Source organism: Nitrospina sp. 32_T5, assembly GCF_052156635.1.
Lineage (GTDB): Bacteria > Nitrospinota > Nitrospinia > Nitrospinales > Nitrospinaceae > Nitrospina.
The window spans coordinates 154,362-167,272 of record NZ_JBQKUO010000002.1 but is presented as its reverse complement, the minus strand read 5'-3'; the positions used below and the strand labels follow the sequence as shown (position 1 = coordinate 167,272).

11 protein-coding genes and 1 other RNA gene are annotated in these 12,911 nt (G+C 58.4%); 6 read left to right on the top strand and 6 right to left on the bottom strand.

Annotation, left to right across the window (positions count from 1 at the left end):
- Window positions 1–44: 44 nt before the first annotated feature.
- The 5 genes from ACTRW9_RS05585 to pheT form a co-directional block, all read right to left on the bottom strand.
- Window positions 45–617: a 5-formyltetrahydrofolate cyclo-ligase gene (locus tag ACTRW9_RS05585; RefSeq protein WP_442428599.1), complete on the bottom strand. Its 573-nt coding sequence runs from the start codon at window positions 615–617 to the stop codon at window positions 45–47.
- 337 nt (window positions 618–954) lie between these two features.
- A non-coding RNA gene (gene ssrS, locus ACTRW9_RS05580) (6S RNA) lies at window positions 955–1,131 on the bottom strand.
- A 66-nt stretch (window positions 1,132–1,197) separates the two neighbouring features.
- Window positions 1,198–1,521, bottom strand: coding sequence for a cell division protein ZapA (locus tag ACTRW9_RS05575; protein WP_442428598.1), 324 nt, complete (start codon window positions 1,519–1,521; stop codon window positions 1,198–1,200).
- 5 nt (window positions 1,522–1,526) lie between these two features.
- Complete coding sequence (locus ACTRW9_RS05570; protein ID WP_442427143.1) at window positions 1,527–1,805, bottom strand: hypothetical protein; 279 nt, start codon at window positions 1,803–1,805, stop codon at window positions 1,527–1,529.
- A 63-nt stretch (window positions 1,806–1,868) separates the two neighbouring features.
- The gene (gene pheT / locus ACTRW9_RS05565; RefSeq protein ID WP_442428597.1) at window positions 1,869–3,968 is read right to left on the bottom strand and encodes a phenylalanine--tRNA ligase subunit beta; all 2,100 of its coding nucleotides are present in this window, start codon (window positions 3,966–3,968) and stop codon (window positions 1,869–1,871) included.
- Window positions 3,969–4,130: 162 nt separating this feature from the next.
- On the opposite strand from pheT, the gene rnr reads away from it, so the two are divergent.
- From rnr to ACTRW9_RS05535, 6 genes are all read left to right on the top strand, one after another.
- The gene (rnr, locus tag ACTRW9_RS05560) at window positions 4,131–6,260 is read left to right on the top strand and encodes a ribonuclease R (protein WP_442428596.1); all 2,130 of its coding nucleotides are present in this window, start codon (window positions 4,131–4,133) and stop codon (window positions 6,258–6,260) included.
- Window positions 6,261–6,352: 92 nt separating this feature from the next.
- On the top strand, window positions 6,353–8,833 hold the full coding sequence (locus tag ACTRW9_RS05555; protein ID WP_442428595.1) for a DNA internalization-related competence protein ComEC/Rec2: 2,481 nt from the start codon (window positions 6,353–6,355) through the stop codon (window positions 8,831–8,833).
- A gap of 144 nt (window positions 8,834–8,977) precedes the next feature.
- Window positions 8,978–9,184 carry a hypothetical protein gene (locus tag ACTRW9_RS05550; RefSeq protein WP_442428594.1) on the top strand — a complete coding sequence of 69 codons (207 nt, stop codon included), beginning with the start codon at window positions 8,978–8,980 and terminating at the stop codon, window positions 9,182–9,184.
- A 50-nt stretch (window positions 9,185–9,234) separates the two neighbouring features.
- Complete coding sequence (gatC, locus tag ACTRW9_RS05545) at window positions 9,235–9,522, top strand: Asp-tRNA(Asn)/Glu-tRNA(Gln) amidotransferase subunit GatC (protein WP_442427148.1); 288 nt, start codon at window positions 9,235–9,237, stop codon at window positions 9,520–9,522.
- Window positions 9,523–9,524: 2 nt separating this feature from the next.
- The gene (gene gatA, locus ACTRW9_RS05540) at window positions 9,525–10,976 is read left to right on the top strand and encodes an Asp-tRNA(Asn)/Glu-tRNA(Gln) amidotransferase subunit GatA (protein ID WP_442428593.1); all 1,452 of its coding nucleotides are present in this window, start codon (window positions 9,525–9,527) and stop codon (window positions 10,974–10,976) included.
- A 128-nt stretch (window positions 10,977–11,104) separates the two neighbouring features.
- Complete coding sequence (locus tag ACTRW9_RS05535) at window positions 11,105–11,809, top strand: hypothetical protein (RefSeq protein WP_442427150.1); 705 nt, start codon at window positions 11,105–11,107, stop codon at window positions 11,807–11,809.
- Window positions 11,810–11,845: 36 nt separating this feature from the next.
- Here ACTRW9_RS05535 and ACTRW9_RS05530 read toward each other — a convergent pair whose 3' ends face one another.
- Window positions 11,846–12,643: a D-2-hydroxyacid dehydrogenase gene (locus ACTRW9_RS05530; protein ID WP_442428592.1), complete on the bottom strand. Its 798-nt coding sequence runs from the start codon at window positions 12,641–12,643 to the stop codon at window positions 11,846–11,848.
- Window positions 12,644–12,911 lie beyond the last annotated feature (268 nt).

Below are 12,911 nucleotides of genomic sequence, written 5' to 3'. Positions count from 1 at the left end.
CCTGGTTATATCTCAAAACATCCTGCCCGAACGGAACCCTCCGCTCAGCAATGAATGATCTCTTTCTCAGTTATGACTTTGTGAACGCGCCGGTCCAAAGGGCTTTGAGGCAGGGTGTCGTGAATCTGGAAATCGAAAGCCAGTGCAATCCTGCCTGCGCGGTCGTTCAACCGGTCAAGAAACCGGTCGAAGTATCCCTTGCCATACCCGATGCGTCCCCCTTTCCTGTCAAAAGCCAGACCCGGCAGCAAAACCAGGTCGATTTCCTCCGGCGGCACCCGATTGAGGAACCGGTCCTCCGGCTCGCGGATACCGAACGGCCCGGTTCGGAACTCGATGTCCCATCCCGGAAGGTGCGTGGCGGTGAGTTCGCCTGACCGGGAATGGACGACCGGCACGCACACGCGCTTACCGGCATCCAGCGCTGCGCTGACCAGACCGTCCGTTTCCACCTCACCGGGAATGGACAGGTAAATCAACATGGTACCCGCACGCCGGAACGCATCCAGTTCCAGCACCGTTTCGGTGATGCGGCCGCTCAGCGTTTTCAGGCTTTCCGGATCCAGGGTCCGGCGATGGGCCAGAATCTCTTTCCGGATGACTGCTTTCGAATGCAAAGAGCCCTCAATATTCCGTGGGTGATACCAAGTAAAGAGGGTCAGGCTCTGGAGGAGTCAGTGGAAGCGGTCTGCCGCGTCAACCGGACCCTTCCGAATCACGGGAAGAATCGGGTTTGCGCTGGCTTGTGGCACCTGGCCGCACTGCACAAGGCGAGAACCTACCGGCAAACCGTTGGGGAGTTGTCCAGATTTTATATTTAATAACGTATCCCTGATTCAAGATCCGTTGATCCTTTTCAAAATCAAAACCGGTCCCGCCTGATTTTCGGCTCGTCCCTTACTGGGAACTGGCGACCGGGTTTACCGCCTGCACACCCACTAAAATATTCGGAAATGCTTCCCCGCGTGTGCCGTGTCAAAATCAGTTTTTGAACCTGCCAAGGACAGGTGGGTTCTCCGTGAACTGTTTTAGGCTTCCTCCGACGGAGGCTTGCTCACCACAGCCAGTTTCGATCCCGTTGGTTAATGTTGGCTCAAGAATTGATTTTATACTCGAGCACCACAGGGAAGCACTGTACCCCATTTTTCGATCAATCGTAGCACAACCCCAGAACCCCCTCAAGCCTATTCTTTTGTGTCATTTACCGGGGTTTTCGCGGGTTCGCGCCAGTTCGTTTTCCAGCTTTTCGGAAAGGGAACGGGTCCGTTCCTCCAACTCTTTTTTTTCCGCTTCGTTTTCCGTCTTCAGGGCTTGAAATTGTTGTTTCAATTCAAATAAATCCTGCGCGATATTGAGCGCGGCGAGCACCGCCACATCCGCCGGAACGGTACGGCTGGTAGACGAAAGCTCCCGCATGCGGGAATCCACATAATCCGCGAGTTCCTGCAAAGACACGCTGGAAGAGGTCGCTTTGACGGTGTATTTTTTTCCGTAAATCTGGATCTGCGTGCCGGGAGCCATGGCCGTCACTCTGCGGGAATGCGGTGGAGCTGTTCGAGGATGCCGCGCACTTTGGTCCGCATGGTTTTTCTCTCCTCCTCCCAGCGTCTCTGCTCCGCTTCCAGGCTGGCGAGGCGGTTCAGTTTCGCCTGGGTGCCGTTCTGCTCCTGCGAGAGAGATTCCACCTGCTGTCGCAGTTGCCGGACTTCGGTTTGCAAGCGAGCGTTTTCTTCCCGCAGGGTGCGGGCGGTCTCGATCCATTCGGAGACGAGGCGCTCCAGCTTGTCAACCGGGTGCGTGGACATGGGCGAATCGTATCACCGGGCGACAGGGGTGTCAATTGCATGGGAACGGCCTGGCAGGACCCGTTACTGGTCGCGGAGAGTGGCTCCCACCTGGTCGTCCAGTGCCTTCACAATATTTTGGAAAACGGGGTTCACTTCCTCGTCGGTCAGGGTCTTGTCCGGCGACTGAAATGCAAGGGCGTAGGTGAGGCTTTTCTTCCCCTCCGGAAGTTTCTTTCCCTCAAATTGATCGTACAACTCCACCCGGCTCAACAACGGCTGTCCCGCCTCCCGGATGAGGTCGCTGATCTCGCCCGACGCCACGGGCTTGTCCACCAGGATGGAGATGTCGCGGTAGGTCTCGGGAAACTTTGGCAGGGGCTGGAATTTTTTGCGACCCGGCAGGCTCTCAGCCAGGAGACCGACGTGAATCTCCAATACATAAGCAGGGGTGTCGAGTCCCATTGCGGAAGCCCGTTTTCCTTCCACTTTACCGCAATAACCTATCTCCCGGCCCTCCACGGTCCAGGCCGCCGACTGCCCGGCATCGAGAAAGGCGCGGCTGGCGGACCCGGTTTGCGCTTTCACGCCGAAGCCCTCCAGCAGCGATTCCAGCACGCCCTTGATATCGAAAAAATCATGCCCGGCGTTGGCCCCCTTCCAAACGCTTGTCGGATGCGGTCCGGCAACCAGCACGGCAATGCAGGTGTTCTGAACCGCCTCCTGCCCGCCGTTGGGTTGGTGGAAAATGCTGCCGGCCTCAAACAGGCGCACCGATTTATTTCCTTTATTGATGTTGCTGATCGCGGTCTTCAATAGACCGGGAACAAGGCTGGTGCGCATGGTGCCGAGATCGGCGCTGATTGGGTTGTCGAGATCGATCGTCCCGGCATCCCCGGGCGCGAACGCCGTCATGAAATTCGTCGCGTATTCCTTTTCAATGAAACTGTAGTTCACCGCCTCGGCGTACCCCAGGTGACACAACCGTGCGCGGGCTTCCTGCACGAGGGTGCGGGTCGGCGAATCGATCACCGGCGACAACGCCCCTCTCGGACTGGTAACGGGAACCTGGTCGTAGCCGTCCAGCCTTGCGATTTCTTCGATGAGGTCGATCTCGCGTTGCAGGGTCGGGCGGAAGGCCGGCACTTCCACCAGGAATCGTTCGCCGGCCTGTTCTTCTTTGGCTATTTCCAGTCCCAGTCCCTTCAGGTATTTAACAATTTTGTCCGCCTGCAACTCAGTGCCCAGCACCTGGTTGGTACGGGAGACGCGGAGAGAAATCTGTTTGCGCGGCACAGGATTGGGATAGATATCGAAACGGCCGTTTAAAATCTCGCCTCCCGCCAGCTCGCGGATCAACAACGCCGCCCGGCTTTGTGCGGTGATGACGGCCTCAATGTCGGCGCCGCGCTCAAAGCGATACGAGGAATCCGAGCGCAGGCCGTACTTCTTGGATGCCTGCCGAACGGTGACGGGATCGAAGTACGCACTTTCCAGCGCCACGGTGGTCGTGTCCTTGTTCACCTGGCTGTTGGCGCCGCCCATGATGCCCGCCAGCGCGATGGGCTTTTCTCCGTCCGCGATGACCAGCGCGTCGGGGTCGAGCCGCAGTTGCGTGCCATCCAGCGCCACGAACGCTTCCCTGTCCCGGCCACGGCGTATGAGGATACGGCGGTTTTTGAGCAGATTCAGGTCGAAGGCGTGCAGGGGCTGTCCGTATTCCATCATCACGAAGTTCGTGATGTCCACGATGTTGTTGATGGGACGGAGCCCAATGGCGATCAACCGTTCCTGCAACCACTTGGGAGACGGCGCGACCTTGACGTTGTCGATGACCAGGGCGGCGTAACGCGGGCACAACCCGGTCTCTTCGTTATCCACCTGCAGGGCATCGGCGGCCGGTCTCGAGGTGAATGCTTTTTCCAGCTCGGGGTCCGGCTCCGGCGAACGGAACGCGGCTCCGGTGAAACCCGCGATTTCCCGCGCCACACCCAGGTGGCTCAGGCAGTATCCGCGGTTGGGCGTGACGTTCAACTCCACCACCTCGGTGAGGTTGCCTCCGCCCAGGTCCACCGGTTCGTCGGCTTCCACTTCCAGCCCGCCCATGGTCAACAGGTGACACAGGTCTTCCTTGGACATGTCCCACTTCACGTATTGCCTAAGCCAGTCCAACTGAACTTTCATGTCTCAAACCCTTGATTCGCAAAATTTCAAAGGATTATAGGGGAGTTGCCTTCAAAAAGCAAAACGCCTGAACGGGTAAGAAAAAAGAGATTTGAATGAGTCACTGCCGATTCGGTTTCGCAGGGAATCGGGTTGATGTTACGATGAAGAAACATTCTAATCGTGACCTGCCCCCTTATGGAACTCAGCGAATCCGTCGTTCTCAAACTCCTCCACGAAAAAACCAACCGGCCGATGAAGTTTTCCGAGCTGATGAAAACGCTCGGCATTCCGGAAACTCAGCGCCGAGAGTTCCGTCACTTGCTCAAGGACCTCGCGGGCGAAGGCTCCGTCGTCAAACTGCGTGGCGGCCGCTACGGCCTGCCGGACGAAATGAGCCTCGTTTCCGGCCTTCTGCACGGCCACCCGGACGGCTACGGCTTCCTCATCCGTGAAGGCGAGGAACCGGACATCTACATCAGCCGCCAGAAGATGGGCGGCGCCATGCACCAGGACAAGATCGTGGTGCGCATTGAGTCACAGTACCGCGGTTACTCGCGTCCGGAAGGACGCGTCATCCGCATCCTCGAACGCCGCACCCAGAAACTGGTGGGACTGTTCGAAGCGCTCAACCGCGACGGCTGGGTGGTGCCTTCCGACGCCAAGTACTTCCAGGACGTGTTCATCCCCGGCAAGGATATCCTGGGAGCGCAGTCCGGCGAGATGGTGCAGGTGGAGATCGTCGATTACCCGACGCGGCACCATCCCCCGGTCGGACGCGTCATCCAAGTGCTGGGCCCTGCGGACGACCCTGCGGTGGAGTTGCGCTCCATATTCCACAAGCACGACGCCCGGCAGGAATTCCCGACCAAGGTTCTTCGGCAGGTGAAGAAACTGAGCCTTGAAATTTCCGATGAAGAACGGTCCCGGCGGCGCGACCTGACCGATCAACTCATCTTCACCATCGACGGAGAACGCGCCAAGGATTTCGACGACGCGGTGACGCTCACCCGCGAAAAAGACCTGTACCGCCTCGGAGTGCACATCGCCGACGTCAGCCATTACGTCACCGAAAACTCGCCCCTGGATGAAGAAGCGTTCCAGCGCGGTACCAGCATCTACTACGCCGAGGGGGTCATTCCCATGCTTCCGTTCAAATTGTCGAACGAGGTGTGCAGCCTGCGGCCCAACGAGGAACACCTGACGCTCAGTTGCGACATCGTGTTCAACAGCAAAGGCGAAGTCGTGGACTACGACATCTACGACTCCATCATCGAAAGCAAGATCCGCTTCACCTACACACAAGTGGCGTCTCTGCTGGAAGACGGCGACCCGGAAGGGCAGTTCGACGAGGTCATGCCCATGCTGAAGGACATGGAAAAGCTGAGCCGCATCCTGCGCAAGAAACGGTTCCAGGAAGGCAGTGTCGATTTCAACATTCCCGAGGCGGAGATCCTGATGACGCAGGACGGTAAAATCCAGACCATCCGCAAAGCGCCGCACAACATCGCGCATGAGATCATTGAGGAGTTCATGCTGTCGGCCAACCGCGTCGTCGCCGAAGACATGGCGAAGAAGAACCTGCCAGTCATTCACCGAATTCACGAAGAACCGGACGCCGACCGCATTCACCGTTTCGGCGAGTTCGCCGCGGACTTCGGTTACCGCCTGCCATCGTTCAAGAAGGTGAAATCCACGCACCTGCAAAAACTTCTGGAACGCGCCCGCGACAAACCGGAGGAGCGTGCGCTCAATTACGTGCTGTTGCGCTCGATGAAAAAAGCCGTGTACTCGGAAAAAGACCCCGGCCACTACTGCCTCGGCTTCGAACACTACACCCATTTCACCTCGCCCATCCGGCGTTACCCGGACCTGTTCACCCACCGCGTGGTGAAGGAGTACCTGGGCAAAAAGAAATGTTCGCTCAAAGAGCGCAAGCAGCTGATGAGCCAGACCGCCAAGGCCGCCGAGCAGTCCACCGACATGGAAATCAAGGCCATGGGAATCGAGCGCGAGGTCAGCGACCTGCGCCGCGTGCAGTTCATGGCCGACAAGCTGGGCTCCACGCACAAAGGCCACATCTCGAACGTCACTTCCTTCGGTTTTTTCGTGGAGCTGGCTGACGTGTTTGTCGAGGGACTGGTGCGGGTGTCGACTCTGTCGGACGATTACTACGTGTTTTTCGAACACGAGCATGCGCTCAAGGGCCAGCACAAACACAAGGCGTACCGGCTTGGCGACCCGGTCAAGGTGCGGGTGCAAAGGGTGGACATGGCAAAGAAACAGATCGACCTGGCGCTGGTGGCCCGGTAGAGTCAAGGCCCACGGTTATGGGACCGTTGCTTCCTTACTTTCTATTTTACCTTTCGGGAATTTTCCTCGCCCATCCCGCCTCCCGGGAATTTTTGTTCCCCGGTGCACTGCCATTCATTGCACTGGCGCTCGCAGTTGGGTGCGCCCGGCGGCTTTGCATTCGCGCCGCGTGGCAGTTCATTTTGCTGACAGCGCTGTTCGTGTTGGGGGCGACGACGTCTTATCGCGACACGGCACTGCGTCCCGAAGCCCACATCCTGAATCATGTTGAGGACCGGCGCCGCGGCGATATCACCGGCGTGGTCATCCAACCCCCGCAGCATTACCCTGATCGCGTGCGGGTGCATCTCGATCTCGAATCCCTGCAATACGAAGACGCCGCCATCCCGGTCAGCGGACGCGCCCGCATCACCGTGTACGAAGCGAAAGCGGACCTGCGCGAAGGCGATCGCATCCGCGTCCACCAGTTGCGGTTGAAACGTCCACGCAATTTTAAAAACCCCGGCCGATTCGATTACGAACACTACATGAGGACGGAAGGAATCGACGTCACCGGCGGTGTGTCGAAAGCGGAGCGCGTGGAGCGCATCGATTCGACGGAGGCCACCGCCCTCTCCCGTCTGCACGAAGCGATGCTTCATTCCATACGGGCGCTGCTTGACCGCAACCTCGATGCACATAAAGGGGCGTTGTTGCGGGGCATGGTGCTTGGGGAGAAAGAGTTTCTGAGCGAGGAAATGCAGGAAGCATTTCGCGCCACCGGCGTGGCACACCTGATGGCGGTGTCGGGTCTCCATATCGGTTTCGTCGCGGGCGCGACGTACTTCCTCATCCACCCCGTCTTGTGGAGACTGTTTTCAAGATACCGCCCGCGCTGGGTGTACCTCGGGCGCACACAAAAATGGGCGGTGGCTTTCTGTTTTCTGCCTGTGCTGATGTACCTGATGCTGGTGGGAAACAAGGTCTCGGCCCTTCGCGCCGGGACGATGGTGATCCTCTTCCTGATCGCCGTGCTTGCCGACCGCGAACGCAGCGTGTTGAACGCCCTGCTGGTGGCGGCGTTCGGTATTTTGCTGTGGAGTCCCGGGGCATTCCTCACTCCCGGTTTTCAATTGTCGTTTGGTGCGGTGTTTGCCATTCTATACCTGCACCGCATGCTGATGCAGGTGCAAGGGGATGCGGTCGATCGTCTGGGAGAACCACCGTGGTACCGTCGCCTGCCGGGATTGCAGGATGAGCACGGCGGGGCGATCTCTTCCGCTCTGCGCTTTGTCTACGGGACGGCGTTTGTCTCCGCCGCCGCCATCCTCGGCACCTTTCCCGCGCTCGTGTACCAGTTCAACCGGGTGAGCGCAGTCGGGTTCCTGCTGAACCTGGTGCTGGTGCCTCTGGCATCCCTGCTCATCCCGGCCACGTTGTTGATCGCCCTCCTCAATGCCGCGTTCCCGACGCTCGCCGATTTTTTGATGAGCGTCGTCGATGGACTCCTCGGCGTGTTCGTCGCGCTCCCGGTGTGGGCCGCATCGTTTGATTTCGCCTCATTTTATGTACCGACCCCGCCGGACTTCTGGCTGGTGTTTTATATTGCGCTGGTGCTGGGCGTTCCCGCGTATCTGTATCGTTACCACCTGACCGCGAAGACAACGGAGGAGATACCGTCTCAAAAGTTGCTGACACCGCAACGCAGTCAGGCGGCAGGGCTCGTGGTTTGCGCTCTTGGCGTGTTTGTCTGGTGGATGTGGCCGCAGTTTCCCAGGTTCCAGACCGACACACTGAAGATAACAATGCTCGACGTCGGCCAGGGCGAAAGCGTGTTCGTCGAATTCCCCAACCGCGAAACCCTCCTGATCGACGGCGGCGGCTTTTACCGCGACGCCCTCGATATCGGCAAGGCGGTGGTGGGCCGTTTCCTCTGGCACGGGGGGGAGCGCGGTCTCGATTACCTCGCCGCGACGCATTCGGACCACGACCACATCAGCGGCCTGCTCTCCCTGTCCAAGCTGATGGAAGTGGGGCATTTTCTCGACCGCACCCCGCCCATCGCCGACACGAAGATCGATCACCTGCGTCAGACGCTTCATGAAAGCGGAACAAAGCGTCTCATTCTCGTGCCGGGAGAGACCCTCGAATTCGGGGAAGTGCATCTCACCGCCCTGCATCCGGCCGGACCTTTTATTCAGACCGTGGGCCTTCCACCCCGGCGCATCGACAACGACCTGTCCTGGGTGTTGCGCCTTGATTTCCGCGAGTTCAGCCTGTTGCTGACCGGAGACATCACCGCCGAGGCCGAGGCCCACCTGGTCGCCTCCGGAAAGCCGCTTGGGGCAGACGTGCTGAAAGTGCCGCATCATGGAAGCCGTTATTCCAGTTCCCCGGATTTTTTAAAGGCCGTCGGGGCGAAGGACGCCCTCATCTCAGCGGGCCACGTCAATCCCTTCGGCCACCCGCATGATGAAACCCTGAAGCGGCTTGAAGACCAGGGCACCCACGTGTGGCGCACCGACCGGCATGGCGCCATCACCCTCACCACCGACGGACACGACTATCAGTTCAAAACCCACGAAGGCCTTTAGGGCAAACGGGGGGGGGGACCCGGCTTCCCCACCAGGCCTCCGGCTTTCCCGTTGCCTCCTCTCAGAAGGTTTGCGGAAAGGCCGGAAATCTGGTATAAACGAGCCCCAATCTCAACCCTTTACCCAATCGAGGCAGACACAACCATGGCAACGAAGGAACAGTTGAAAGGCCACATCGACAAGGCCAAATCGGCAAAAGAGGACGCAAAGAAAAAAGCGGGAGATAACAAATACGATTCGAATCTGCGCCAATCCAAAAAGAAATTCAAGCGCTTGACCCGCAAGGTGGCGAAGATCGACTACAGGGAAAAGATGCTGGCGGAAAAAGGCAAGAAAAAGAAAGAAGGCTGATCCTACGAAACTGTCCCCCCTTCTCTTTTTCGTTTGATTCACACAACATCATGTCCCACGACAACGTCGACATTCAAAAAATCGCCCACCTCGCCCGGCTGGAGCTGACCCCGGAAGAAAGGGAGAAGCTCGGCCCGCAGTTCCAGAAAATCGTGGAGTACATCGACCACCTGGGCACGCTGAATACCGAAAACGTGGAACCGACCTCGCACGTCCTGCCACTCCAGAATGTCCTGCGTGAAGACGAAGCGATGGTGCGGTTTCCGGAAGCCGACTACCTGTCGCTCGCGCCGCGTGCCGCCAAGGGGCATTACGAAGTGCCCAAGATCATCTCGTAGCCATGCAGAGACCCAGCCTGGCCGAGGCCCGCAAACACCTGAAGGCGAAATCCTACTCATCGCTCGACCTGCTGGAAGAGTATTACCAGCGCATCGACAAGGTGGATAAAGACATCGGCGCCTACGCCCATCTGACGCGCGAACTGGCGGAAGAGCAGGCCCAGGCCGCGGATGCACGCATCGCCAGAGGAGAAGACGCTCCCCTGCTGGGGGTGCCCATCGCCGTCAAAGACCTCATCTGCGTGAAAGACACCCGCACCACCTGTTCGTCGCGCATCCTCGACAACTTCGTCGCGCCCTACGACGCAACGGTGGTGGCGCGCCTGAAAGATGCCGGGGCGGTTCTGATCGGCAAGACCAATATGGACGAGTTCGCCATGGGCTCGTCCAACGAAACCGCGTATCACCATGTCACGCGCAACCCGTGGGACAAGACCCGCGTTCCCGGCGGATCGAGCGGCGGATCGGCGGCGGCGGTGTCCGCCAACGAATGCGTTGCGGCTTTGGGCAGCGACACCGGTGGCTCCATCCGCCAGCCCGCCAGCTTTTGCGGCATCACCGGACTCAAACCCACTTACGGCCGCGTGTCCCGTTTCGGCCTTGTGGCGTTCGCCTCGTCTTTCGACCAGATCGGCCCCATGACCAAGACGGTGGAAGACGCCGCGACCCTGCTCAGCGTCATCGGCGGACACGATGCGATGGACTCCACTTGCGCCAACGTGGAACTGCCTGATTTTACCGCGACGCTCGACCGCGACGTGAAAGGGTTGAAGGTGGGCGTGCCTAAGGAATACTTCACCGACGGCATCGATCCGCAGGTGCAGGCGGCTGTGGAAGCGGCCATACGGCACCTGGAATCACTGGGCATGGAACGCGTCGAAGTCAGCTTGCCGCACACCCCGTATGCCGTGGCGGCGTATTACATTCTCGCCTGCGCCGAGGCCAGCACCAACCTGTCGCGCTACGACGGCGTGAAGTACGGTTACCGCTCCGAAAACGCGGAGAACCTGCTCGACATGTACACACACACCCGCGAGGAAGGATTCGGAGAGGAAGTCAAACGCCGCATCCTGCTCGGCACATTCGTTTTGAGTTCCGGATATTACGACGCGTATTACTTGAAGGGACAGAAGGTGAGGACCCTGATCAAGCAGGATTTTGACGCCGCTCTTAGGAAATGCGATGTTCTGGCCGCGCCGGTTTCGCCTGCCCTGCCGTTCAGGCTGGGCGAAAAACTGGACGACCCCTTGCAAATGTATCTTTCCGACCTGCTCACCCTGTCAGCCAATCTGGCGGGCATACCCGCCTTGTCCGTCCCCTGCGGCCATTCCAAGGAGGGATTGCCCATCGGCCTGCAACTCATGGGCCGCCACTTCGACGAAGCGCTGTTGTTGAACGTCGGCCACCGGTTCCAGATCACCACCGACCATCACCTTAAAAACCCACCTGCGTGATTTTAGAAGTGCCGAATATCCCGGTCCTCAATTTTTCTTCGGACAAAAAGCTTTCAAGTATATAATTTATATGACCGATAGAGGATTGGGGCCTCACGTTCGATACCCCATTTGGGGTGGAGCAAATTATGTTTACTGACGAATTTCTGGACAACCTGCCGGACAACCCGGTGGACGCTCTGGAAAAGCTGATCGGCAAGTTTCAGGAGTGGGAAAGCGCCAACCGCTTCAAAATGAAGAAGCATCCGGATTTCAACGGGCATTATCCGGACATGCTGAAGGCTTATGCCGTATTGCAGGCGTATTCCGAAGCGCACGACCTTAAAATCGTGTTTCCCGATCTGAACGTCAACAACAAGGACGAAAACGTCCTCAACATCAGCAAAGCCTTCAACCACTACGCCAACAGCAAACTCCGCCAGCTCAAGATGGTCCAGGAAAAACTGGACTTTCAGTTGATCAAGGACCAGTACGCGCAGAAATTCGGCCGGAGCTTCGCCTACCAGTTCTCCGACGGTGACCTGCGCAAGACGCAGAATCTCCTGCGGCTTTTGGGGCACATCGTGTCTCGCTCCGACTACCTCGACGAAAACCACATGACCCGGCTCATCAACCGCATCCAACGGTCACTGCAGATTTTGCACAAAAAATCGGTCAACCTCGATCCCATCTGGGGGCTGATCGGCGACGCCGGCGTGGTCATTTCCCGATACGGCTCGAAAGCCGATTCCATCGCCAACCGCATCTTCGAGATCATCGAAATCATCTGGCGCACCCAGGCCATCACCGAGAACCTGGAAAGCGGCATCAACAACCCCTTCCTGGGCGACTGACCTCCCCCACAAAAACCGGCCCGCCCACGAGTCCATTCACCTTTTTAATTTTTCAACCAATTCCTGAATAAAAAGATCCAGGTACTGCGGCGAGGCTGCGGACAGATGGGGCTGGATGAGGACGTTGTCGAAGCCCCAGAGAGGCGACGATTCTGGCAGGGGTTCCTCGTCGAACACATCGAGGTAAGCCCCGGCAATCTGCCGGGTCTCGAGGGCCCACACCAGATCTTCTTCCCGGTAGGGGTTGCCCCGGCCCACGTTGTACAGGTGGCAGTGGGCGGGGAGCCGGGCAAAATGGTCGGCGGTGAGCAGTCCGTCGGTCTCCTTCCCCCCTGGCAGGACGAGGACAAGGTGATCCGTCTCCGGCAGGACTTCGTCGAGGCGATCGACGGAAACGATGCGGTCGGCCTCATCAAAGTAATCCGGCCTTGCATCCGCCCGCCGGCGCACGCCCATCACAAAGCTGCCGAAGGGTTTCACAACCCGGCCTATGGTCTGGCCGATCCGGCCGAAACCGAGGATGGTCACCCGCGCCCGGTAGAGGGACGTGATCTGTTGGGAGAGTTTGATACGCGCCCACTTCTTCTGTTTCTGGAAGCGGCGCGACACCTCGAAGGCCTTGCAGAAATAAAGCATCGCACCCAGCACGCTCTCCGCCATCATCCATCCGTGGAAGCCGCCGTGGTGGATGGTGATGCTGGAGTCAGCAGGGAGGTCGATCCAGTCACTCCCGGCTGCAGGGGTGGCAATCCATTGCAGGCGCGAGGCCCGCTCCACCCATTCGCGGCGAAAATACCAGCAGATCGCCGCGTCCGCCTCGGAAATTCCTTCCAAAAATTCCTTTGAATGCAGGCATTTTACAATCCGAAACCCCGGAAACTGTGCACTTAATTGCTCAACATGCCGGTCCTGCAGGTTCCACACCCCCACATGCGGGTGAGTCAGGTAAATCAACAGGTTCTTCATAGGCCAAATTCAACGGATATCAACTGTTCACTTTCTTTCAAGCCGGTTTATGAAAAAAGATAAACAAATCACCCCCTCGCTAAAACGGCTTTTTTCAAAACATTCAGAAATCAAGGGGTTATGCCGTTAAGACTGC